Source organism: Pseudomonas sp. B34(2017) (assembly GCF_002112915.1).
Classification (GTDB): domain Bacteria; phylum Pseudomonadota; class Gammaproteobacteria; order Pseudomonadales; family Pseudomonadaceae; genus Aquipseudomonas; species Aquipseudomonas pharyngis.
The window spans coordinates 206,694-229,784 of sequence record NZ_NEJA01000006.1 but is presented as its reverse complement, the minus strand read 5'-3'; the positions used below and the strand labels follow the sequence as shown (position 1 = coordinate 229,784).

Here is a 23,091-nt window from a genome sequence, read left to right as displayed (position 1 = left end):
TAGTTATTTTTTCAATTTTCTTCGTTCCATTCTGCATGGGTCTCAATGGCTGTTTTTAGCCAAGTGCAAAAATCAGGATATTCTCCATGAAGCTCCCATCCTTCCGAAGCATAGGCGTGTATTATTAAAACTTTTGGATTTCCAGATAAATCTTCGCCCTCAAAACAAGCAATGTCATCATTCGCGCTGAATTTTGCGAAAGGCACTAGAGTGCGTTTTGGGTAAAGTTTTTTTAGTGTGTTGTGCCAATTGTTTATTTTTCCTTCTTTGTATACTAATAGCCACCAAGGCTCAATGTCTGGTTTAGGCTCCATAGTTGCGAATTCTATAAATTCGCTTGGGAAGTTATAGTTTTCTATTTGTTCAATATCAAGAAAGATCTTCATTTTTTTCCTGTTAGTTTTGGCAAGTCGTCAGAGCCATGTGGGTTTTCATTGCCAAATCTTTTCGGCTTTTGTTTTTGAATTCTAAGTTGCAATGCCTCACCCCACGTGTCGGGCATCACATCGTTTACCTCAAATCGCTCTCTGTTACTTTCTGATAGTGGATCGTTTGGCTTCCACTCTCTCGCCTCAACTTTTATACCTGCCTCTCGTGCAGCTCTAACACGGGTGTTATCCATGCTGGTAAGCTTTCCATCTGGCATGCGGACTACATCAATAGGATCGCCCTGCCATCCATTTTTCTTCATCGAGCTGACAAGATCATCATAGTTGAAGTTTGCACCGGTTCCTCTATCCACTTTGTTATAGGAAACGCTATTTTGGGAGAAGCGTATCTCATTAGGGTCTATGGATTGAACTTTTGGACAAGCGCCAGGTGTGCAGCTCAGACCTAATGGATCGACCCATCCGGTAGGGTTGGGCACATACTGATAGCTGTTCAACCCACCCGCAAGCTTGATCGGGTCAGGGGTCAGAAAACGTCCAGACTCTGGATTGTAGTAGCGATGACGGTTGTAGTGTAGGCCTGTCTCCGCATCGAAGTACTGACCCTGGAAGCGCAACGGGTTATCGATTTCACTGACGTCCAGCGCCGCGAGGTTGCCGTAGGCGCGGTACTTCGCGGACCACATGATCTCGCCACTGTAGTCGGTGAGCTCCTGCGGTGTGCCGAGATGGTCGAGCTGGTAGTAGAACGGCGTTGCCTTGCGCGGGCCTTCGCCGTCGAGCATGGCCAGCGGGCGGAAGCTGCCGGGTTCGTAGATATAAGTGCGATAACGATTGTCACCGCTTTCGGCAATCAGACGTTCGCCTTGCCACAAGAATTCGGTGGTATGGCCATCGACAGTTTTCTCGATGCGACGACCGAAAGCGTCGTACTTGTAGGACGCGGTGCTGCCACCCGGCAGGCTCGCGCCGATCAGTCGATGCTGGGAGTCGTAGCGGTATTCAGTGACGAGTTTCTGGCCAGCGCCACGGCGTTCGCGAATCAGGTTGCCAAAGGCGTCGTAGTCGTAGTGGCGGTCGCCCTGCATCAGCAGACGGTTGCCTTTGACGTTGGCGAGGTTGGCTGTGCCTTCGTTGTTCTGGCCGAGCAGGTTACCGGCCGGATCATGAGCAAAGCTTTCCGGTGTCGAGCCACGAACGCTGATCAAGCGATCAAGCGGGTCGTAGTGGTAGCTGCGGCTACCTTTGCGGCTGTCGTCGATACCGGCGAGGTTGCCGTTTGCGTCGTAGTTGTAGCGGCGCTGGAACAGGTTTTTGTCGCGTTGGCTGACACTGTGAGCCTGCAAGCGGCCCTGTTCGTCATATTGATACTGGCTGAGCAGCAGGCCCTGCTGGCGCTGCTGTTCGCGACCACCGCTGAACTGGTGAGACGTCAGGCGCGAGCCGTTGAGATCGATGCCGCTGAGCAGGCCGCCGGGTTGATGGCGGTAATCGAGTTTGCTGCCATCGGGCAAGCGACAGTGCTTGAGCTGGCCGACGCTGTCGTACTCATAGCGCAAGGTGCCCCAGCCTTGGTGTTCGGTGACGAGGCGATCTTGCAGGTCGTATTCGTAGGCGAGCGGCCAGTGTCCGTCGTCGACGTTGACCAGGCGGCCGAGGGCGTCGTAGCTGTAGTGAATTTCTTCGCCATCGGGAAGAGTTTTCACCAGAAGCCTGCCTGCGGCATCGCGTTGGTATTCAGTCACCAACTCGCTGCCGTCATCGCCGAATTCGGTTTTCTTCAGCAACTGGCCATTTAGGTCGTATTCGTATGCAGTGCGACGACCGTCGAAGCCGGTTTCTTGCTGGATCAGGCCATTCGGGAAGTAATCGAGGTGGTAATGCTCGCCGCGTTCGTTTTCGATTTCGGTCAGCAGCAGGCGCGAGTTGTCGTAGCGATAGCGCAGCTGGCTGCCGTCAGGATTGATGCGACGGCTGACAAGGTGCAGGTTGTCGGCATATTCGTAACGGGTGACGCGGCCGAGTTCGTCGCGTTCGGCAGTCACGCGCCCATATGGGTTATAGGTGTAAGCGCGAGTGGCTCCGCCTGGCAGGGTGATTTGCGAGAGACGGTTAGCGGCATCCCACTGATACTGGGTAATCTGGCCGGACTCATCTTGGCGCGTGATTTGCCGGCCGAGTGCGTCGTAGCGATATTTACGCTTACCGCCGTCGGGGAGGCGCTCCTCCAACAATTGGCCAAGGTTGTTCCAGCCCAATTGATGACGGCCACCGTCGGCGTAACTGATTTCCAGCAGTCGTCCCCGGTTGTCGTAGCTGTAGTGGGTCGTGTTGCCATCTGGATCAGTCTGCTGCGTTACATCGCCCTGGTTGTTGCGTTGGTACTTCCAAGTGGCTTTTCCGCGACTGACCTTGCTCACGAATCCACGGCTGTACTCATAGCCGGTGGGTTCGTCTTCTGGTGGAATAACCGCAATCAGTCGCCCGGTTTCGTTGTAATGGAATTCAGTAATTGCACCTAAAGGATCTTGCTCTGCGACCAAACGACCCTTGTCATCATAGGCTTTGAGATTTTCAGCACCGTCAGGGTCAACTTTGGCGACCAGTCGTGCTTTGTCATCGTGGGTGTAGACCTCTTCACTGCCGTCCGCATTGGTGACAGTGACACTACCTTTATCATCCCAAGCGTAGTGCGTGTCCATTTGCGAAAAGTTAGCCCAGTGATGGATGCACCTGGCAGATTTACCTTCCTTCTCCCATTCCCAGTAAAAGATGGCACCACCAGCCAGGCGCCGTTCTAGGATTACGTTCTGAGCGTTGTATGCGTAGTGCTCCGTTTCACCTGCTGCGTTTTTTGCCGCGATCAGTCGATGTTCTGAGTCGTAGCTATAAGCAACTATGGTCTGGATTGTGCTCCATGCATCTTCCAGAGTGTCTGCTGGGATGAATTGCTGATATTCGATGGCTACGATGTGTTTGCGGTCATACCTCAGAAGCAACGCACGACCTGCGCCGTTATCGACTCGCTTGATGCGGCCATGGATATCGCGAGTGATATGCAGCCTGTTGCCATACGCGTCGCTGACAGCAATCAGTGTTGCGCCGGTGCGGTTGTAGCGGAAATGATAAAACTGGGAGCGTTCGCCAGCCTGAGCAAGGATGAGCTCAGAGGGATCATCACCAATAAAAATTGCGGCTTCAGAAAGGCTGTTTGTTATTGCTGGACGTTGCAGGCTCGGCAGCGGGAATGTGATAACTCGATTTTCGTGGTCAGTCCAGACTACTTCATCATTGTTGACGTCAACCCGTTGTGCCAGCGCATGACTCCAGCCATAGCCAAGGCCGCAATCGATTTCTGCTGCGCTAGTGCGATAAAGACGAGTCCAGGAAAAAGGCAAAGTACCATCCAGTTCCCCATCAGTCAGTGTCAGCAGTTCTTCGCCGGTCACCATCGAAACCGGGCAACCATTCGTGCATGTGTTTTTAGCGCAAGTTGCACTTTTTTCGTCAGGCGTCTTGGATTGTGCAGGCGCGTCGTGATGGGCTTTTGGTGCTTCGACGGTTGTCACTCGCTTACCGTCAAAACGCAATTCCGAGATGCCGTTTCTCACCTTTGCCGTCACCCCACGCGCCGCAACGGCGGTGTATTTGGCGACGTATTCCATGAATCCTTTGATGATCTTGAATACCGACTCCACAAAACCAGTGACAGCCTTGATGATGATTTGGCCGTATTTTTTCAGGCGGGCGGCGAGATAGATTACGCCCGTACCTTCGGCAGCAATGGTCAGCACGATACCAATCACGATGTCGATGGCGATGCCGACCACCACCGCAGTTGTCATCTTTGCTGATTCACCTGCCAGTTTCGTTGGTGGTAAACCTGCCAACCAGATCACGGCACTGCGTACCATCAAGAACAATGCAGCTTCGTCGCTGGCCAGTAACATCGCCTTTTTCATGACGTCTGGAGATTGTTTGGCCAGATCAATCAACTTTTGAGTGCCCGCTCCCAAATCTTTGGCAAACTTTCCCGGATCCTGAAGGATGTCGAGCACTAGGCTGATGCCATCCCACACCCCTTTGATGGCTTCCCAGCCACCCTCAAGAATCCCGCTGCCAACAGCCATAGCCATGCCGGATGCGGACAAATTCGACCATTGCGGTTTGAACCCGGCCCATTCTTTGCGCAGGAAGCCTTCCAGATCAGCCGTGATTCCTTTGTAGGAATTGAACAATGTATCGATCTGGCCAGGCGTCACTTCGCTGTGAACGCGGATTTTGTAAAACTTGCCGGGAATGCCGCCAGTCCAGCTTGCCTTACCTTGGGCGTCGAGCTTGACCTTGCTGATTGCCCCACCTTCCACAGCAATGATTTCGACGTCGATATTGCCCAGTGGAATGTCATAAACCGATTCGAATTTGCTTTCGATCAGCAGGGGGCCTTTCAGCGGGCACCGAGCCACGTTCGACGTGAAGTCGCCGTCGGTCATGCTCACCGATTTGCTGGTACTTCCGACCTTTATGATGCGTTCCATGCCCAACAGTGAAGGCAAGTCTGCAGTTCGGCTGCCTTTGTCAGCAAGTTGTGCATACCAGGTTTTTGTTTGCTCCTGATAAAGCGTCAAGCTGTCTTTGAAGGTGTTGAGTTGTTTGTCAATGAAAGCAATGCGTTCCTTCGCGATCATTTAGCCTTGCTCCAGAATCAGGTGGTTTAACAGTGCTTCTTTAAGGTTGTCCGGAGCATCCGGGCGACGTACGAAACGGGTGATTTTCAGTTTCAGGTTGTTCTCGGGCCACGCGCTGTAGACGTCCGGGCGTGCCTCTTCGAGCCATTGCATCAAGTTGCCGATCAAGGTCGTGTGATCCTCTTTTGCCAACTGATCCAGCAACTTCTTCGGCACCTCCCACCACGGCCAATCCTTCGCCTTCGGCACCACCCTCGGTCCGACCTCCAGGCTCCGCCCGTTGATCAGATACCGCTCAAATACCGGCAACACTTCCCCAGCCGTCTCACCCAACCCTTCAAGAATCGGATAGATATGCCGCCCATCCCAAAACCGGAAAAACACCTCGGTCTCGTCCGGCATTTTCACTTGGGTCAAACTGCGCAGGTGTTCGAAAACTTCGTTGGGCTCCGAGCGGGAGACCGCCAGCCAGCCCCAGTCGAGGGCGTCGGTTTCGGTGATCCAGGGCAGGAAGGCCGAGTTGGCCTTGAGTTCGGCGACGTAAGGCATCACCGGTTGCCAGGTGGAGTAGGGCGTTCCACCCCAGACGGGAATGGCCTGGACGGACGGTTCGCTCTGATACAAGGCCTTGAGCGCTTCGGCATCACTGGCGGCGCTGACGATCAGATACAGACGTTCATCTTTTTGCAGCGGCTGTTGTGCCAGCCAATCCTTGGGTGTCAGTCGATTAGATGGCACAGGCACCTGCCTTGCATTTTTCACATTCTTCACAGAACGGCGCATTACGCTTGAGGGTATTGATCTGCGCGGGCGTCAGTACAGCGCCAGCCTTGTCGGCATCCGCCTGCTTCAACACGCCCGGCATCAACGGCGCAGCACCGGTGCCGCTCCCCGGTCCACCACCGGAGTTGATGTTGATCGCCGGCCCGCTCATGGTCACGCCGCCGCCATCGATCTTGATGAAGCTGCCACCGCCGACCAGCGTCAGCTCAGCCCCGGCCTCCAGCACCACCTTCATGCCGCTGCTCAGGTGAATTTCCTGGCCGGCGTCGATGAATTGCCCGGTGCCGATCTTGATGTGCTGGTTCACGCCCACGGTCAGGTGGTCGTTGGCCCGTGCTTCGACTTTGCGGTCTTCGTAGACGGTGTGGTGTTCTTCGGCCTTGAATTCCGTGTAGCTGTTTTTTTCCACGACGTCGTGGCGTTCGTTGCCGACGCGGATTTTCTGGTCGTGTTCGATGTTCTCGTCCCAGTCGCGCTGGGCGTGGAGGAAGATCTGTTCCTGGCCTTTCTTGTCTTCGATGCGCAGTTCGTTGAAGCCGCCGCCACCCATCGAACTCAGGGTCTTGAAGGTGGTGCGGGTCTTGTTTGCCGGCAGGGCGTACGGGACGGTGTTTTCCTTGTGGTACAGGCAGCCGCTGATCAGCGGCTGGTCGGGGTCGCCTTCGAGGAAGGTCACCAGCACTTCCATGCCAATGCGGGGGATGGCGATGCCGCCGTACTGGGCGCCGGCCCAGGCGCTGGAGACGCGCAGCCAGCAGCTGGTCTTGTCGTCGGCCTGACCTTCACGATCCCAGTGGAACTGGACTTTGACGCGGCCGTATTCGTCGCAGTGGATTTCTTCACCTTTCGGTCCGGTGACCACGGCGCTCTGGCTGCCGAGGATGCGCGGTTTCGGGTGGCGCAGGGGCGGGCGGTTCGGCACGTCCCACGGGGTGGCCTGGAAGCGGTTGCGGTAGCCCTGATGGAAATCGTCTTTCAGCGCGGTGGTGTCGCTGGTGACCGACTCTTCCAGCACCTGCGGCTGCTTGCCTTCGTGGTGGACTTCGGTGAGCAGCCACAGATCATTCCACTTGGCCTTCGGGTGTTCTTTCAGCGCGAGGAAATGGCCGCTGACCAGCAACGGCTGGTCGCTCTTGCCTTCGGCGAGCTGGAAGTCGCTGCGATGGCGTTCGAGGGCGCGTTTGGCCAGGTGCTTGCCGCGTTCGCGGTCGATGAAACGGCCCGGGTAATCGTAGTCCTCGAGGTCGGGCAGGGCGTCGCCGCGGTTTTCGCTTTCCAGCGTCAGGCGCGGTTTTTCGAAGTCGTAGTCGCGGCGGGTGGTGCGGCTGGTACGGGTTTCCAGGCGCAGGTCGAAGCGTTTGATCACCGGGTTGCTGGCGACCATGCCGGAGTCCTGCTGATAGGCCACCGGCGCCAGTTTCTTGAACACCGTCTGGTCATCGCCGAACACCAGTTTGTGGCCCGTGGCGCTGTGCTGGAAGTGGTAGTGAATGCCCTCTTCTTCGCACAGGCGCTGGATGAAATGCAGGTCCGATTCGTCGTATTGCACGCAGTAAATGCGGTCGGGGTAGATCGAACCGGTCTGGAAGGCGTAGGCGTTGCCCTGGATGCCGTGTTCTTCGAGGACCTTGCCGATGATTTTCGGCACGCTGAGGTTCTGGAAGATCCGCTGGTTGATCCGGTGCGCCAGGTACGCCAGTTGCGGGCGCAGGGTCACGGAATAGCGCGTCAGGCGCTTGCCGGAATCGCCTTGCGCGGCGCGGTAGATCAGGCCGTGGATGCCGCTGCCGTCGGGCGACAGCTGCAGGAAGGCCGGTTTGTGCAGCAGGGTTTCGAGGTCCAGCGACGGCTGCTCACTGACCAGCTCCACCTCGAACACAAAAGGCTGGCTGATGGCTTCCCGACCGGTGAGGGTAAACACCTGAAAGTCGGCGGAAAGACCTTCGATGGTCAGGGCAAAGTGGGTTTCATTGGCCGGCGCGAACATCCCTTGTTCCTCGTGCTGCATACGGCGTGTGTCGACGACCGCCAGGCGGTTCAACGCACGCGAAATTCTGGAGGGGCGTAAACAACATCGACCAGCAGAGCTGGCCGATGCTTGTAACGATCAGCCGTAATTAAACGACTGGAGCACGCCAGTCATCGGAACCCGAAGTACCGGATACTTCGTGGGTCCAGGTGATTTTGCGGTAGGTGAACTGCACTTCTTCCAGGTGGGTGAAGTGGGCGTTCGATGGATCCTGGCAGTTGTGCATCTTGTTGTTGATGGCGACGATGATCGCGTCTTCCAGTTTGGTGGTGTAGTAGTGCTCTTGGGTGCCTTGAGCCGAAGTGCGGTACCACTGGATAACGATTTCGCTCATGCGCTCGCCGGAGGTCAGAGCAGCTTGCAGCAGTGGCGAAGCCTTGTCGTAGACCTTGGTGATGATCACTGGCTTGTGAACGCGCTGACCGGTTGGCTGACCGGATTGCGGGTCACGCGGGATGATCACGTCGTGGCTGAAAGCCTGAACCATGACCTGGTCTTCGTGGCCTTCCTGGTAGGTGTTGCCAACGGAGTCGGCGGTGAAGGCGCCGGCAGTGATCAGGCCTTGTTTTTCGCCGGTAACCGACATGTACGCTGGTGTTGCCATGGGATGCTCTCCTTGCGGATAAAGTTAGGGTGCCCGGGAGGCGAAATCGCCCGGTGGGTGCCTGACTGTTATCAAGGAGCGTGCCAGCTTTTTCCACGTCCCCGGGAGCCGGGGACTTGACCGCTTTGCATCGCGGGTTTGAGCGTATTTTGATCAGCCAGGTAGCTCAAAGTGCGCAAGAAGTTGCGCAGTACTGCGCAACTTCTTGCGCACTTGGCTGGAGGCCTTTAAACACATGGCCTCCAGCGGAATCGGTGAGCATTTTTACGAAACAAGTGCGCAACTTCTTGCGCAGTATGGCCAATCGCCGCTTTTCACGCGGATCGGGCGATTGTAGCGAGACATTCCTCAATCGAACGTTGCTGGGTTTCGGCATACAGGCCCAACTCATCAATGGTCGAACGCCCCAGGGCCAGCTCGAACGCCTGTCGATTGGAATGCTCGCCATAGTGTGTCTGCGCCGCATCCCCCAGGTTCGACTGAAAAATCCCTGCCGCACTGACTGGCAGGAAATCTTCGTACACCAGCGGTTCGGCTTTCACATAGCCTTCGCGTAATAACCCTTGCAGCGAAACATCAGCGGGACGACTCGCCTCAAGCCCTTTATCTGTCAGGAAATAACGGAAATACGCCAATTCCTGCTCGCGCATGCCCTCGAGGCTGTCAGGGAATTCGCTGAAGTGCCGGGCCATCAGCGAGTTGTAGCGTGAGGCATTGGCTTCGTTGGGGAAATCGCCCAGTTCATCGCGTGCCGCGTTCAGCAGCCGGTCGTACAACGCACGGCCCTTGGGGGTCAGCGCCGCGCCACGTTGTTCGATTTCGCCGAAGCGGGCGCTGTGGCTGCCGCGGGTTTGCGTCTGGTCGGTGAAGGCAATCGGCTCGTCCAGCGCCTTGAAACTAGTCTGACGCAACAGGATCGGATGCTGCCGGCGCGGAGGGCCTTCGATCACCGCTTTGGGCGTGATGCCATGCAGTGGCATCTGCGCCTGAACGATGTCGATGTCCAGCGTGCGTGGGGTCAGGTGGTTGATGTGCGGGCCCTTGAACGCGACGACATCGGCGATCAGGCGATGCTGGGCGCTGAGCGTCTGGTACTGCGCGGCAGTGACGGTGGCGCTGTGGTGCCAGCGAAAAGTCTCCAGCGCTTGCAGGATAAATTCCCCAGCCTCGGACTCATTCAGGCCGCCAGCAGATTCAGCCTGTTCGATCAGCCTTAGCGCCAATGGCGTAAAGATCGAACGCTTATCCAGCACCGATTCAGCAAAGGCCCGCAGCTCAGGATCTTCAATCAACTCCAGTCGCAACAACGAAGTGAACACCCGGAACGGGCTGACCTGCAGCGCATCTTCATGCACCGCCCGGAACGCCGTGGAATGCACTGGCACCCCGGCAGGGGTCAGGTCGTAATAGCCCACCGGTTGCATGCCCATCACTGCGAACAAACGGGCGAGGGTGGCGAGTTCGGTGGCGGTGCCGACGCGGATGGCGCCGTGGCGCTCCATGTCCAGCCGTTCGATTTCGCCGGTGCTATGCAGTTGACTGGCGACTTGCGGCTCGCGTGCCAGCACGTCGCGGTTGGTCTGTTCCACCAGTTCCATCAACGCGCCGTACAGCGGCACTTCTTCGCGGTACATGTCGGACATCGCTTTGGAGAAGCGTTGGCGGATCAGGTCGGGGCTGACGAAAGGCTGCACGGTCATGAAAAAAATTCCTGGCACGGTCACGTAAAGGATGTCGGAAAAGATCGCAGCCTTCGCCGACGCGGGCAAACGAAGAATCCTACGAACTTCATTCTGCCAACGACTGACCGTTTACCTGTCCTGGCGCGAGTTTTCCCCCAGAAACTCCCGATATAGACGTGCCGTGTTCGACGGCTGTTCGACCATCGGCATATGGCCGACGCCATCCCAGACATCGACCCGCAGATTGCTGATGCCTTTGCTCCACACCGGCACGCTGCTGACGTCGATCAGCCGGTCCTTGCGGCCCCATAGCAACAGCGCCGGGCATTTGATGTCCGGCAGTTTCGGTTCCATCGGCGGGCTGGCGCGAAAATCCCGGAAGATCTCTTCCAGTTCGTCGCGGCATTGTTCGTAGCGCTGGGCGATCGCGTCGAGCACCAGACCGGGCACCCACGGTGGCGAGGCCATGGTCATAGCATAGAAGCGTCGGAATTCTTCCCGGGAATTGATCAGAAACGGATTGTGCCCACGGGCCAGATGACGCTCCATGTCGCTGGGCTCGGGCGCGGTGACGCCGGCCGGGTCGATCAGCGCCACCGAAGCGATGCGATCCGGGTAGGTCGCCGCCAGCCACGCGGCGATGTAGCCGCCCATGGAGTTGCCGATCACGTGGACTTTCTCGACGCCGCAGACGTCGAGCAACTGGATCATGCGTTTGGCCTGCACCGGAATGTCGTAGCCACCGCCGGCCTTGAAGCCGGTTTCACCATGACCGGCGAGGTCCGGGATGATCACCCGATACTGCCCGACAAAATGCCGGGCGAAGCGCAGCCACAGGTTTTTTTCAGCGCTGTAGCCGTGCAGCATCAAAATGCTGCTCGACGCTTCATAAGGCCCGCCTTGCCAGGTCGACACGGTCATTTCGGCAATCGGCACTTCAATCTTGTGCAACCGGTATAGCCTGGCCTCCAGGGCCGCGCTCAGATCGTAGAGCCAGTGGCCGACCGCCGGGTAACTCGACCAGCTCCAGGCCACGAAAACCGCGAGGGCGACAAACAGCAAAAGCATCGTGGGTCTTCCTTGTTCAAGACAGAATGTGGTCGGCCGGTTTCAGCGCCCGGGTCAACCGGTGGTAGCTGAAACTGAAGCCGGGGAACATCGCGATCACATGACCGCTTTTGCTTTGATACCAACTGTGGCAGCCGCCGGTTTTCCAGACCGTGCGTTCCATTTCCCGGTGAATCATCTGAGTGTAGGTACGTTCTGCTTCGGGGCGAACCTCGATGCTGCGCAGACCATTGGCCTGCAAGATGCGGATGCAGTCGAGGATGTAGTTCATCTGCGATTCGATGATGAACAGCGCCGAGGTGTGGCCGATGCCGGTGTTCGGCCCGGTGACGATAAACAGGTTGGGAAAGTCCGGCAGGCTCGTGCCGAGGTAGGCGCGCGGGTACTGCGCCCAGACATCGCGCAGTTGCACGGCGTTTTTTCCGCTGACCGGGTAGGAAATCACGCCGTCGGTGGCGTCGTAACCGGTCGACCAGACGATCAGATCGACGTCGATGTGCTGGCCATCGGTGGTGACGATGCCGGTTTCGTCGAGGCTGGCGATGCCTTGCTCGCGGCTGTGCAACGTGACGTTGGGCCGGGTCAGTGCCGGGTAGTAGGTGCTGGAGAGCAGCACCCGTTTGCAGCCGATGGTGAAGTCCGGTGTCAGTTTTTTCCGCAACTCGGGGTCAGTCACCTGGCGTTTGAGAAACTTCAGGGCGTGTCGCTGCACCATGTGAATCGCCGGTTTCGAGTATTTGAAAGCGATGACCCGGGTTTCGAATTGCCAGTAGATCATCCAGCGCAGCAGTTTGTAGGCCGGTTTCAGACCCAGCAGCCAGCGCTGGAATCGCCCGAACGTACGATCAGCCCGGGGCAGCACCCAATGCGCTGTGCGCTGAAACACATGCAATTGGGCGACCTTCGGTGCAATGGCCGGAATCACCTGTGCCGCACTGGCACCGCTGCCGACAATCGCCACGCGTTTACCGTGATAGTCGTAGCTGTGATCCCAATTGTTTGTATGAAAGGTCTTGCCCTGAAAGCGATCCTGGCCGGGAAAGTGTGGGATAACCGGCTGGCTCAGCGGCCCGGTGGCATTGATCAGGAACTGCGCATAAAAAATGCCTTTGGTTCCGGTGTATACGGCCCAGCGTTTGTCGTTGTCGTTCCATTCGACGCGCTCGACATTGGCCTCCAGTTCTACCCGATCACCGAGGCCGAAGCGCTCCACCACATGGTCGGTGTAGCGGTGCAGTTCAGCCTGTTCGGCGAACATCTGCGTCCAGCGGTAAGGCGCAAACGATAGGGAATACAGCGGCGACGGCACATCCACCGCCGCGCCGGGGTAGGTGTTCTGGCACCAGGTGCCGCCGAAGAAGTCGCGGCGCTCCAGCAAGCGAAAGTCGTCGATACCGGCCTTGAGCAGGTTGACCGCCGCGCACTGGCCGCCAAAACCGCTGCCGATGATCAACACTTGATAGGTCTGCATGGGCCTCCTTCTTAGAGTCTTTTTTCCATTTTCTTCCTTTCATGTATAGCCAATCATTTGCTCGCCGTGTGGTGCTGATGACGGGGTATTCGGCCCGCTGGCCGGTGATGGCTATTTGACGTTGCCCTGATAGACTCCCAATACATCGGGTCTGCGGTCTGCGCAGTGCCGTCGAGTGGTCGAGGCCCCTATGGGAAGAACGGGAGGAAAGGGACTTTCACTGGCCAGGAGGCTCTATACATCGCGAATCCTCGGGCTGGTTCTGGGGCTTTTGTGCGTGAGCGTCGCGATGTATCCACTCGATCCGCCGGCCTGGGTCTGGGCGGTGATGCTGTTCAACGGCCTGGTCTGGCCGCACCTCGCGTATCAATGGGCGCGCCGGGCGAAGGTTCCGTACCACGCCGAACACCGTAATTTGTTGATCGACGCCTTTCTCGGTGGCTTCTGGGTCGCCGCCATGCACTTCAATCCCTTGCCCAGTGCCACGACCATTTCGATGATGGCGATGAACAACGTCGCTATCGGTGGTGCTCGTTTTCTATTGGCCGGAGCGGCGGCGCAGTTGCTCGGCGTCGGCGTCGGGCTGGTGGTGTTTGCCCCCGCGCTCGTCCCGATGACCACGCCGGCACAGCTCTATGCCTGTCTGCCGTTGTTGATGCTGTATCCGCTGGCGCTGGGCTGGATCTGCTTTCGCCAGGCCTACACCCTCGGCTTGCATAAACGCGAATTGCTGGCCCTGAGCCGCACCGACAGCCTCACCGGTCTGCTCAATCACGGCGCCTGGAAGGATCAACTGGAAGTCGAGTTTCAACGCTGCAAACGCCAGCAGAGCGGTGCGGCGATTGCGCTGATCGACATCGACCATTTCAAGGCGATCAACGACACCTACGGCCATGTGGCTGGCGATATCGTCCTGCGCCAGCTGAGCAAGATGCTCAAGCAGAACCTGCGTTTGGCCGATGTGGCGGGGCGCTACGGCGGTGACGAATTTTGCGTGATCCTGCCGGACTTGCCGCTGTTCAATGCGGTGCAGGCGATGGAAGCCTTGCGTGAGCGTTTTTCCTTTCTGGTGTACGAACAGAACCCGGCGCTGAAAGTCAGCCTGAGCATCGGTCTGGCGGCACTCGATCCGGCCCAAGGCGACGCGACGCGCTGGCTCGATGACGCCGATCAGGCGCTGTACGAAGCCAAGGCCGGCGGGCGTAACCGGGTGATTTGCTGCAGCGACGACAAGCCGCGGCGCGAGGTATTCGATTCGGTTTGAACGGATCGGGTGTCGCATCCGGGATGGAGCCTTGGGGCGATGTCAGGTACGGTTCAGTACCCGACACGAAACAAGGATTGATTCATGACGTTCAAATTCCGTCGTTCTCTGCTGGCCGGCCTGTCCCTCACTTTTGCAGCCTCCGGTGTTTTTGCCGAACCGCATAAACAAGTGCTGGCCGATGCCGAGCAATACAAGCCCGAAGCCCTGAAGTTGCTCGAGCGCCTGGTCACTATCGACTCCGGTTCAGGGTATGAGCCGGGGCTCAAGCAAGTCAGCGACATCGCCATCGACGAGCTGAAAAAGCTCGGCGCCACCATCGAGCTGGTGCCCAATACGCCGGAAAAAACCAACCACGTGCTCGCCACGCTCAAGGGCACCGGCAAGGCGAAAATCCTGCTGATGGCGCACATGGACACGGTGTTCAAGGAAGGCTCCGCCGCCGAGCGACCGTTTCACATCAAGGACGGCCGCGCCTACGGGCCGGGTGTGATGGACGACAAGGGCGGGATCGTCGCCGGCATCTACGCGCTGAAAATTCTGAAGAACCTCGACTTCAAGGACTACGCGCAAATTACCTTCCTGCTCGATGCCAGCGAAGAAACCGGCTCGGACGTCGCCACCGACCTGATCAAGAAAACCGCCAAACTCCACGACGTCACCCTCAACCTTGAACCGGGCCGTCCGGCCGATGGCCTGGTGGTGTGGCGCAAGGGCAGCGCAACCGCTCTGGTCGAAGTCAAGGGCAAGGCGGCCCACGCCGGCGTCGCGCCGGAACTGGGGCGCAACGCGGCGATGGAGGCGGCGCACCAGATTCTGCAACTGGGCAAGCTGGGCGACGAGGCCAGGAAAACCACCATCAACTTCACCGTGCTCAAGGCCGGTGATCGCACCAACGTGATCCCGGATCAGGCCACGGCCAAGGCTGACGTGCGGGCGGCGGTGCCGGAAGAATTTGACCGGATCGAGAAGGATCTGGCGCGGGTGTCGCAGGACAAGTTGATCCCCGATACCGAAGTGAAGACCTCGCTGCAACGCGGCTTGCCACCGATGCCGCAGACGGCGGAGTCGGATCGTTTGATGGCGATGGCGCAAGGGATTTACGGCGAAATCGGCCGCAAGTTGACCGAAGAAGGCAGCGGCGGGGCGGCGGATGCGAGCCTGTCGGCCGGAGTGGGGACGCCGACGCTGGACGGGTTCGGGATTGTTGGCGGCAACATTCATACGCCGGAGGAATACGCGGAGGTGGAGAGCGTGGCGCCGCGGATTTATCTGTTGTCGCGGATGATTATGGAGTTGGCGAAACGGTAACAGCCGCCTGATCGTTCCCACGCTCTGCGTGGGAATGCCTCAACGGACGCTCCGCGTTCGGCTCTGGAAGGGACGCAGAGCGTCCCGGGCTGCATTCCCACGCGGAGCGTGGGAACGATCGACGATCAGGTTCACCGTTTTGTAGTCGTGCGCGATCTGGCCGACACGTTTTCCAGTCTCGACCTCAAGGGCATTTCCGATTGTGATCTGACGCGCATTACCAGCGCAGTGCATCTGCTGATACGGGAGGGCTGCGCCATTCTGAACGTGATTCAGACGCGATCATTACAGCGAGAGGAAGGCTTCAAGACAGCGGTCTAGCGGTTTCGCGGCGGGCGCCATGCGAGTGGACTCGTGATGGCGTCGGGCCGCTCTGCCTCTTTGTAGCGTGGTGCGAGGTTACTCTTTGACGCTCATGTATTCCTTGGCCCAGAGGATGTATTCCTCAGGCTGGGTGTAGGTGTGGGTCAGTTCGGTGGCGCTCAGGTCGGAAGCCTGGGTGAAGATCTGGCGCTGTTCGCGAAGGCTGTCGTAAGTCGCTTTGATCGCCGCGAAGTAGGCACCGTGGCCGTCGATGGTCACGCGCACACCCAGTTCGGCCAAGCGTTTGTCGTCGCGCAGCGCCGGGTTGCCGTAGGTCACCAGCATCAGCGGGACGGTCAGGTGTTCGGCGATCTGCTCGAGCTGGTCGAAGTCCTGGATACCCACCATGCAGATACCGTCGGCACCGGCGGCCTGGTACTGCTTGGTGCGGCTGATGATTTCCTGGTTCGGCAGGATGCCGGCGTTGGTCCGGGCGATGATCGCCATTTCCGAATCGACCCGGGCTTCCAGTGCCGCGCGGATTTTGCCGACGCCTTCTGCGACGGTGATCAGGTCGGTGGATTTGCGGCCGAATTGTGCTGGCAGCAGGGTGTCTTCGATGGTCAGCGCGGCGACGCCAGCGCGTTCCAGTTCAACGATGGTGCGCATCACGTTGAGCGCATTGCCGTAGCCGTGGTCGGCGTCGGCGATCACCGGTAATTGGGCGACGCGGCCGATGCGGGTGGCCTGCTCAGCGAATTCGCTGAGGGTGATCAGAGCAAAGTCCGGAGCGCCCAGCACCTGCAATGAGGCGACCGAGCCGCCGAGAATCCCTACTTCAAAACCCAGGTCAGCGGCGATGCGGGCAGACATCGGATCGAACACCGAGGCGGTGTGATAGCAGGTGTCGGAAGCCAGCAGCTGACGGAAGTTACGGCGCAAATCTTGATGAGAAAGCCTGGTCATACGAGTTCCACCAATACAAAGGAATGGAAAGGCTTGAGCAAAGGTGTCAACGCCGAAGGTGAAAAGGCTATCACGCCAATGGGTCAAGGATCATGACGAATTAACGAGGACGTTAACCAGGAAAAACCTGTTCAGGCGCTTTCTCTCCAGGAATTTGAGCTCAGGCCGCCACCGCCTGCTGCTGTCGATTGGGCAACGGCACCGCCCGCACCGAGTTGCCCGGTTGCAATTGCAGGCGTTTGGCGGTCAGGCGGTCGATCACCAGACTACTGCCGACCCGGCGTCCCGCCGCGACGGTGATGCGGCAGTTTTCCAGGCGCCGATTGTGGATCAGCCACAGCGGCGCCTGATCGTCCGGCGTGCCGATGCTCAGGGTCAGTTCCAGGCTGTCGCGCACCGTGCGGATGCTTCGGATCGGCGCCTCGATCACCGGGCCGCCGTCAAATATGTCGATATAGCCTTTATGGGCAAAACCCTCGGCCTGGAGGATTTTCAGCGCCGGCTCGGTGTTCGGGTGGGCCTGGCCGATCACGGCCTGGGCCTGTTCGGTGAGCAGGCAGGTGTACAGCGGCTGGCGCGGCATCAGTTCGGCGATGAAGGCCTTGTTGCCGAGCCCGGACAAGTGGTCGGCGTGGCTGAAGTCCATCTGGAAGAAGTGCCGGCCCAGACTGTCCCAGAACGGCGAACGGCCTTGTTCGTCGGCACTGCCGCGCAGTTCGGCGATCATTTTTTCGCCGAACAGGTGCGGGAATTCGGCAACAAACAGCAAACGCCCCAGCGACAGCAGACGTCCATTGCTGCCGTGGCGCTGGTCGTGGCGCAGGAACAGCGAGCACAGTTCCGATTGGCCGGTCAGTTCATTGTTGAGGAACAGCGTCGGAATCTGCCGCTGAATACCCAGGTCCGGCGCCGAACTGACGGTCAGCCCGACCCGATAGTTGTACCACGGCTCGCGCAGGCCGACGGCCCCGGCCAGGGCGCTGACGCCGACCACGCGCTGTTCGTCGTCTTCAAGCACGAACAGGTAATCGGCATCGGCCCGCTCGACCTGCTCGGCGAACGCCCGTTGTGCCCAGCGCACCCGGTGGGCCAGGCGATCTTCGTTGGCGGGCAGGGTGGTGAACCCCGGCCCGGCCTGTTGCACCAGCGTCATCAACGCTGGCAGGTCGCTGACTTGGACCGGACGGACAATCATGCTGCAACTCCTTTTGCGCGCCTGCTCGGGCACTGTCGTTGGGTAGAGGCGCGGTTCACAGGGCGATTACCCGGATCGTACCGCCAGTGCGGACGTTGAGCGCCGCGCACAGGGCCGGGTCAAGCGCCAGGGGCTGACCGGGCTGGAAATCCAGCTCGGCGACCACCGCCCGAAAGCCATGCAGCGCCTCATTGCTCACCAGATAGCGACCGCGGGCATCAATCAGGGATTGCTCCTGAACCGTGGCGGTCTGGCTCTGCGCGATCGAACGGATGTTGGCGGTACGTGCATACAAGGTCGGGCCGGCATCGAACAGGTCGATGTAGCTGTTGGTTTCGAAACCTTCGCGCTCGAGGATGTCGAAGGCTTCCTGACCGTCCGGGTGGATGCGGCCGATGCAGTCCTGCGCCGCTTGCGGCAGCATTGGTACGTAGATCGGGTATTGCGGCATCAGCTCGGCGAGAAACGTACGGCTCTGCAAGCCGCACAGGCGCTCGGCCTCGACGTAGGGCAGGTCGAAGAAATGTTTGCCCAGCGCATCCCAGAACGGTGAATGCCCTTGCTCGTCGCTGTAACCGACGATTTCGGTGATCACCGCTTCAGCAAATCGAGGCGCGTGGCCGGCGATGAACAGCAGCCGTGCCCGCGACAGCAATTCGGAAAACGGCGTGCGCACCAGTGCCGCGTCGATGTGGAAACCGCGCAGCAGCGTATGCCCGCTCAGGTCGTGACACAGCGACAGCGCCGGCACGCCGTGCTCGATATTCAGCTCCCGCGAGGCGCTGGTGAAGTGGCGGTTGCGCAGACTGTAGAACGGCTCGTTGAAACCTGCGGTGGCGAGAATTTCCGAACAGCCAACCAGTTGGCGGCTGCCCAGGTCTTCCAGTACGAAGAAGTAATTTTCCGGGCCCTGGGCCTCAGCATCGCTGTCGAACGAGGCGCAGGACGCGGCGATTTTCTCGCCCAGGCGCTCGCTGTCGTCCGGCAGGGACGTGACGCCCACCAGACTGTCGCGCGCCAATTGTTGCAATTGAGGCAGGTCGTTTGGCTCGACTGGACGTAAGACCAGCATGGATGCACTCCTGTATCAAAAGGTTCGGCCCATTCGCCGAACCTGACTATCACTGTCGGTTTCCACGCGTTAAAGCGGCGGTCGCCTGATTTGTTGTCAGACGCCGCTCTTTTTCTTGTCAGCCATTGCTCGGGTCAGGCAGCGCGGTACTGGCGCCGAGCTTGTTCAGGAAGAACAGGTACACCAGACCCAGTGCGATCCAGATCAGGCCGAGTTTTTGTGCATCGACGCCCATGTTGTACATGATGGCCGCGACGATGATGAAGCCGATCACCGGGCAGATCAGGTGACGGATCACCTGTCCGGATCTCTGCCGGCGCCAGTAGTAGTTGATCACGGTCAGGTGCAGCAGCATGAAGCCGCTCAGGGCACCGAAGTTGACCAGCGAAGTCAGGGTGTCCACCGAATTGATGAACAGGTAGCAGATCACCAGCGACAGCACGGCCACCAGATAAATGCTCAGGTACGGCGTGTTGTGTTTCGGGTGCACCTTGGCCAGCACTTTCGGCAACTTGCCGTCGCGGGCCATGCCGAACAGCAGGCGCGAGACCGCCGCTTGCGAAGTGATTGCCACCGCCACGCCCCAGGCCAGGGCCGTGGCCACGCCGGTCAAGGTCGCGAGCCAGCTGCCGGCTGCGATTTCGGCGATTTCATAGAACGCAGTGTCGGCGGACTTGAAGCCCATGCCCGCTGCCAGATCGGTAGCGATCCAGGTTTGCGCGACGAAAATCACACCCATCACCACCAGCGTGATCAACGCCGCTTTGCCGACGCTGCGGCCCGGATCGCCCTTGATCTCCTCGGCGAGGGTGGAGATCGCATCGAAGCCGAGGAACGACAGCACCGCAATCGACACCGCTTGCATCAGCAGGGCGAAGTTGAAGGTTTCCGGGTGATACAGCGGCGCGAGGGTCAACTGGCCGTTGCCGCCACCGTTGTGCAGGGCGTTCCAGGCGTAGAACAGGAAAATCCCCAGTACCACCAGTTGCGCCAGCAGGAACAGGATGTTCATGCGAGCAGTGAAGGTGATGCCGCGCAGGTTGACGAAGGTCGCGCTGACCAGGAACGCCAGAATGAAGCCGACTTTCGGGATGTCCGGGTACAGATGGTTGAGCGCCATCGCCGCGTAGACGTAAAGCAGCGGCGGAATCAGCAGGTAATCGAGCAGCATCAGCCAGCCGGCGATGAAGCCGACGTGTTGATTCAGACCCCGTTGCGCGTAGGAATACACCGATCCGGCAATCGGAAAGGCTCGGGCCATGCTGCCGTAGCTGAGCGCGGTGAAAACCATCGCCACCATGCCGATGATGTACGCCAGAGGCACCATCCCCGGTGCCTCGGCGTTGACGTAGCCATACACGCCAAACGGGGCGATGGGGATCATGAAGATCATCCCGTACACCACCAGGTCGGTCAGTGTCAGGCTACGTTTCAACTCCTGTTTGTAGCCGAACTCTTCTATTTCCATGAAGCGCAACTCCTTGTCAGCCAATCGGTCGTTTTAGTTGTTATATCGGTCCGTCGTTTACAGCATCAGCAGTGGTTACAACATTTTTTACAGCAGTGGTGCCAGATAATTCGCCCAGCGAGAAACCGCTTCCGGGCTGCGCAGCAGGTCGTTGCGCACTTCGATCAACACCGAATCGAGGCCCCGGGCGTCGCCGTGCACCGGCACGGTCATGTCGCCCAGCGGGTCGATCTTGTACGGCTGGTTGCCGGCGACTTTCAGCGGGTGTCGTTCCAGACCGTCGAGCATCCGTTGGGCATAGGCCCGGGCCTGACCGAACAGTACGCCGACTTCCAGCTCGCGCGGCTGGCCGTAATACACCGGGGTGAAACTGTGAATCCCTACCACCCGCACCGGTCGACCTTCGGCCAGACGTGCATCGATCAGTTGTTGCAGCCGCGTGTGAAACGGCTTGAACAGGCACTGGCGACGGTATTCGCGGGTGGCCTCGTCGAGCTCACGGTTGCCCGGCACCTGATAGATCTCGCTCTGCGCCGAGATGCTGTCGGGCGCATGCCGGGGGCGATTGAGGTCGATCAGCAGGCGCGAATAGTTGGCGCTCAGCAGCGTCGCACCCAGTCGCTCCGACAGTTGCTCGGCCAGCGCCAGGGCTCCAATGTCCCAGGCGATGTGTTCGCGCGCGGCCGTGTCATCCAGGCCCAGGTTGTTCAGGGCCTCGGGGATGTAGCGGCTGGCGTGTTCGCACACCAGAATCAGCGGGTGCGTCGAATCTTCACGGCTCAGGTTGTAGACCGGTCGGGTGTACAACCCAAGCTCAACGGATTCAGTACAGGCGTGCATAGTGCTCACAAAGATCAGCGGGCGAGAGCTGTTCCGTCAGCGCCAGTTCCTCGGTTTTAAGGGCGAAAAAAGTATCGAGCAACGCGCTTGGCAGCGCTTCGACCAGCGCTTCACTGCGACGCAGGCAATCCAGTGCCTGGGCCAGGGAGGCGGGCAGGGCAACGATGCCCCGGGCCTTGCGTTGTTCGTCGTTGAGTGAATCGGGGATTTCATCGGTGATCGCGTTCAGCGCCAGACGCTGCTCGATGCCCAGGCGTCCGGCGATCAGCAGCGCAGCCATTGCCAGATGCGGTGAGGCGGTGGCGTCCATGGCGCGGAATTCCAGGTTGTATTGCCTCGCCACGGGCTTGTTGCCCACGCTCACGGTCGGGCAGATGCGCAGCGCCGCTTCGCGATTCTGCTGGCCCAGACAGGCGTAGGACGCGCTCCAGTGATGCGGTTGCAAACGCTCATACGACACCGGCGTCGGTGCAGTGAACGCGCACAGTGCCGGCAAGTAATGCAGCACACCCGCCGCCCAATGCTGGCCGAGGGTCGACAGGCCATTGCTGGTGCCGGCGTCGTAGAACATCGGCTGACCGGCCAGATCGAGCAGGCTGACGTGCAGGTGCACGCCATTGCACACCGCGTCGGCAGCGGTCTTCGGCGCAAAGCTCAGATCCAGGCCCATCTGCCGGGCGATTTCGCGGGTGATCTCGCGCACGTTGACCGCGCGATCGGCTGCCGCCACGCCGAGGGTCGGGCGGCAGGTGATTTCGTATTGGTGCTTGCCGTATTCGGGCAGGAACATTTCCGGCTCGACGCCACCGGCGCGCAACGCGCTGAGCAGCCAGCCACCGAATTCGGCGCCCTGGCGCTGGGCTTCGAGCGAGAACGCCAGATGTTCGGCAAACCCGGCGTGCAGGTTGAATTCGTGTTCGAACGCGGCGTTGATCTGCAGGCCAAGCTCATCGCGGTAGCGCTCGACCTCGTTGCGCAACAGCGTGCGCGGGCACGCCGCCCATGGCCGGCCATCAGTCTCGCGGATGTCGGCGTGGATGAAATCCAGCGCCGGCGCTGCGGCGTCCGGGCCGTTGCCGACGGTGACGCGACTGGTCAGATCGGGAATCAGCCGCAGATCGCCATAAGCGCCCCACGGACTGGTCGAGGCAATGATGTCCTGCGGCGTCAACGCGCTGTTGGCCGGCACCCAGCCACAACCGGCGGCCTGATAGTGCTCCAGCTCATCGCTGGGAAACGAGCGGCCACGGGTGACGCCGATCAGGTCGGTGGTGACGATGGTGGTCATCGGCAACGGCGACAGGCGTTCGCTCATGGCTGCATCTCCTGCAACCGGCCGAGCACGGTGTCGGTGTCGGTGATCCAGCAGTAGCCCTTGATCGCGTTCAGGCAGGCGTCGTGGCGTGCTTCGGTCCAGGTCGCGCAGGCGTCCGCCACCAGGGTGACGAGGTAGCCACGGTCGGCGGCGTCGCGCACAGCCATGTCCACGCATTGGTCGGTGACGATCCCTGCGATGATCAGGTGACGGGTTTGCAGATTGCGCAGCACGTAGTCGATGTTGGTCGAGTTGAAGACGCCGGAAGAGGTCTTCGGCAGCACGATTTCGTTTTCCACCGGGCTCAGTTCGGCGATCACCTGTGCCTGCGGGCTGCCCTTGGGCAGGTGCATGTCCGACAGCTTGTGATCCAGCGAGCGGTCGCGGCCGTCGGCGGTCAGGCTTTCGATCAGGGTGTGCAGTACGTTCTGCCGAGCGTCGCGGAAGGCCTTGAGCAGGCGGACTTGATTGGGCACCACTTGCGAGCGCGTGCGGTTGAGGAAGTACGCGGCGTCCGGGCCTTCGAGGTGCGGGTCGAACTGCGGCTCGAGCCAGGCACGCTGCATGTCGACCAGCAACAGGGCGGTGTGGTCGGTGACAAACGGCAGGTCCCGTGGCGAGCGATGGGGAAGGCTGAACATCC

General features: G+C 59.5%; 17 protein-coding genes and 1 pseudogene. 3 read left to right on the top strand and 15 right to left on the bottom strand.

What is annotated here, in order from left to right; genetic code table 11:
• Positions 1–11: 11 nt before the first annotated feature.
• The 8 genes from CAF80_RS20350 to CAF80_RS20315 form a co-directional block, all read right to left on the bottom strand.
• Positions 12–386 carry a hypothetical protein gene (locus CAF80_RS20350; RefSeq protein WP_074687771.1) on the bottom strand — a complete coding sequence of 125 codons (375 nt, stop codon included), beginning with the start codon at positions 384–386 and terminating at the stop codon, positions 12–14.
• Positions 383–5,077 carry an RHS repeat-associated core domain-containing protein gene (locus CAF80_RS20345; RefSeq protein ID WP_074687772.1) on the bottom strand — a complete coding sequence of 1,565 codons (4,695 nt, stop codon included), beginning with the start codon at positions 5,075–5,077 and terminating at the stop codon, positions 383–385. Before CAF80_RS20345 ends, CAF80_RS20350 begins: the two co-directional genes overlap by 4 nt.
• Positions 5,078–5,815 (bottom strand): DUF4123 domain-containing protein, encoded by a 738-nt coding sequence (locus CAF80_RS20340; protein WP_074687773.1) that lies wholly within the window; start codon positions 5,813–5,815, stop codon positions 5,078–5,080.
• Positions 5,805–7,847: a type VI secretion system tip protein TssI/VgrG gene (gene tssI / locus CAF80_RS20335; protein ID WP_085667839.1), complete on the bottom strand. Its 2,043-nt coding sequence runs from the start codon at positions 7,845–7,847 to the stop codon at positions 5,805–5,807. The genes CAF80_RS20340 and tssI overlap by 11 nt, the downstream gene beginning before the upstream one ends.
• Before the next feature lie 130 nt (positions 7,848–7,977).
• On the bottom strand, positions 7,978–8,493 hold the full coding sequence (locus tag CAF80_RS20330) for an Hcp family type VI secretion system effector (RefSeq protein ID WP_039767797.1): 516 nt from the start codon (positions 8,491–8,493) through the stop codon (positions 7,978–7,980).
• Between the two features lie 314 nt (positions 8,494–8,807).
• On the bottom strand, positions 8,808–10,193 hold the full coding sequence (locus tag CAF80_RS20325) for a VOC family protein (RefSeq protein ID WP_085667838.1): 1,386 nt from the start codon (positions 10,191–10,193) through the stop codon (positions 8,808–8,810).
• A 111-nt stretch (positions 10,194–10,304) separates the two neighbouring features.
• Positions 10,305–11,243 (bottom strand): alpha/beta fold hydrolase, encoded by a 939-nt coding sequence (locus CAF80_RS20320; protein ID WP_085667837.1) that lies wholly within the window; start codon positions 11,241–11,243, stop codon positions 10,305–10,307.
• A 16-nt stretch (positions 11,244–11,259) separates the two neighbouring features.
• Positions 11,260–12,714: an NAD(P)/FAD-dependent oxidoreductase gene (locus tag CAF80_RS20315; protein WP_074687777.1), complete on the bottom strand. Its 1,455-nt coding sequence runs from the start codon at positions 12,712–12,714 to the stop codon at positions 11,260–11,262.
• A gap of 190 nt (positions 12,715–12,904) precedes the next feature.
• Between CAF80_RS20315 and CAF80_RS20310 the strand changes: the two genes are divergently transcribed.
• From CAF80_RS20310 to CAF80_RS20300, 3 genes and pseudogenes are all read left to right on the top strand, one after another.
• Entirely contained in the window at positions 12,905–13,978 is a 1,074-nt protein-coding gene (locus CAF80_RS20310) for a diguanylate cyclase (RefSeq protein ID WP_039767803.1), read from the top strand.
• Positions 13,979–14,062: 84 nt separating this feature from the next.
• Positions 14,063–15,289, top strand: coding sequence for a M20/M25/M40 family metallo-hydrolase (locus tag CAF80_RS20305; protein ID WP_085667836.1), 1,227 nt, complete (start codon positions 14,063–14,065; stop codon positions 15,287–15,289).
• A gap of 129 nt (positions 15,290–15,418) precedes the next feature.
• Positions 15,419–15,610: pseudogene (locus CAF80_RS20300) on the top strand (hypothetical protein); the annotation flags it as partial.
• 78 nt (positions 15,611–15,688) lie between these two features.
• On the opposite strand, the gene CAF80_RS20295 reads toward CAF80_RS20300, so the two are convergent.
• The 7 genes from CAF80_RS20295 to CAF80_RS20265 form a co-directional block, all read right to left on the bottom strand.
• Complete coding sequence (locus CAF80_RS20295) at positions 15,689–16,558, bottom strand: oxaloacetate decarboxylase (RefSeq protein ID WP_007956238.1); 870 nt, start codon at positions 16,556–16,558, stop codon at positions 15,689–15,691.
• Between the two features lie 160 nt (positions 16,559–16,718).
• Positions 16,719–17,753, bottom strand: coding sequence for an arginine N-succinyltransferase (astA, locus tag CAF80_RS20290; protein ID WP_074687779.1), 1,035 nt, complete (start codon positions 17,751–17,753; stop codon positions 16,719–16,721).
• Positions 17,754–17,808: 55 nt separating this feature from the next.
• Positions 17,809–18,825 carry an arginine N-succinyltransferase gene (locus CAF80_RS20285; protein WP_039767807.1) on the bottom strand — a complete coding sequence of 339 codons (1,017 nt, stop codon included), beginning with the start codon at positions 18,823–18,825 and terminating at the stop codon, positions 17,809–17,811.
• A 118-nt stretch (positions 18,826–18,943) separates the two neighbouring features.
• On the bottom strand, positions 18,944–20,293 hold the full coding sequence (locus CAF80_RS20280) for an APC family permease (RefSeq protein WP_039767808.1): 1,350 nt from the start codon (positions 20,291–20,293) through the stop codon (positions 18,944–18,946).
• Between the two features lie 87 nt (positions 20,294–20,380).
• Positions 20,381–21,133, bottom strand: a complete 753-nt coding sequence (locus CAF80_RS20275; RefSeq protein WP_085667835.1) for an N-formylglutamate amidohydrolase — start codon at positions 21,131–21,133, stop codon at positions 20,381–20,383.
• On the bottom strand, positions 21,117–22,448 hold the full coding sequence (locus tag CAF80_RS20270) for a glutamine synthetase family protein (RefSeq protein ID WP_085667834.1): 1,332 nt from the start codon (positions 22,446–22,448) through the stop codon (positions 21,117–21,119). Before CAF80_RS20270 ends, CAF80_RS20275 begins: the two co-directional genes overlap by 17 nt.
• Positions 22,445–23,089 (bottom strand): isochorismatase family cysteine hydrolase, encoded by a 645-nt coding sequence (locus CAF80_RS20265; RefSeq protein ID WP_039767811.1) that lies wholly within the window; start codon positions 23,087–23,089, stop codon positions 22,445–22,447. Before CAF80_RS20265 ends, CAF80_RS20270 begins: the two co-directional genes overlap by 4 nt.
• Positions 23,090–23,091: the final 2 nt, after the last annotated feature.

Bases quoted from the DNA above. Each gene is read 5' to 3' on its own strand.
- CAF80_RS20270 (WP_085667834.1), bottom strand. From the start codon at position 22,448: ATGAGCGAACGCCTGTCGCCGTTGCCGATGACCACCATCGTCACCACC.
- CAF80_RS20315 (WP_074687777.1), bottom strand. From the start codon at position 12,714: ATGCAGACCTATCAAGTGTTGATCATCGGCAGCGGTTTTGGCGGCCAG.
- CAF80_RS20325 (WP_085667838.1), bottom strand. From the start codon at position 10,193: ATGACCGTGCAGCCTTTCGTCAGCCCCGACCTGATCCGCCAACGCTTC.
- CAF80_RS20350 (WP_074687771.1), bottom strand. From the start codon at position 386: ATGAAGATCTTTCTTGATATTGAACAAATAGAAAACTATAACTTCCCA.
- tssI (WP_085667839.1), bottom strand. From the start codon at position 7,847: ATGTTCGCGCCGGCCAATGAAACCCACTTTGCCCTGACCATCGAAGGT.
- CAF80_RS20280 (WP_039767808.1), bottom strand. From the start codon at position 20,293: ATGGAAATAGAAGAGTTCGGCTACAAACAGGAGTTGAAACGTAGCCTG.
- CAF80_RS20275 (WP_085667835.1), bottom strand. From the start codon at position 21,133: ATGCACGCCTGTACTGAATCCGTTGAGCTTGGGTTGTACACCCGACCG.
- CAF80_RS20310 (WP_039767803.1), top strand. From the start codon at position 12,905: ATGGGAAGAACGGGAGGAAAGGGACTTTCACTGGCCAGGAGGCTCTAT.
- CAF80_RS20330 (WP_039767797.1), bottom strand. From the start codon at position 8,493: ATGGCAACACCAGCGTACATGTCGGTTACCGGCGAAAAACAAGGCCTG.
- CAF80_RS20295 (WP_007956238.1), bottom strand. From the start codon at position 16,558: ATGACCAGGCTTTCTCATCAAGATTTGCGCCGTAACTTCCGTCAGCTG.
- astA (WP_074687779.1), bottom strand. From the start codon at position 17,753: ATGATTGTCCGTCCGGTCCAAGTCAGCGACCTGCCAGCGTTGATGACG.
- CAF80_RS20305 (WP_085667836.1), top strand. From the start codon at position 14,063: ATGACGTTCAAATTCCGTCGTTCTCTGCTGGCCGGCCTGTCCCTCACT.
- CAF80_RS20265 (WP_039767811.1), bottom strand. From the start codon at position 23,089: ATGTTCAGCCTTCCCCATCGCTCGCCACGGGACCTGCCGTTTGTCACC.
- CAF80_RS20345 (WP_074687772.1), bottom strand. From the start codon at position 5,077: ATGATCGCGAAGGAACGCATTGCTTTCATTGACAAACAACTCAACACC.
- CAF80_RS20320 (WP_085667837.1), bottom strand. From the start codon at position 11,243: ATGCTTTTGCTGTTTGTCGCCCTCGCGGTTTTCGTGGCCTGGAGCTGG.
- CAF80_RS20285 (WP_039767807.1), bottom strand. From the start codon at position 18,825: ATGCTGGTCTTACGTCCAGTCGAGCCAAACGACCTGCCTCAATTGCAA.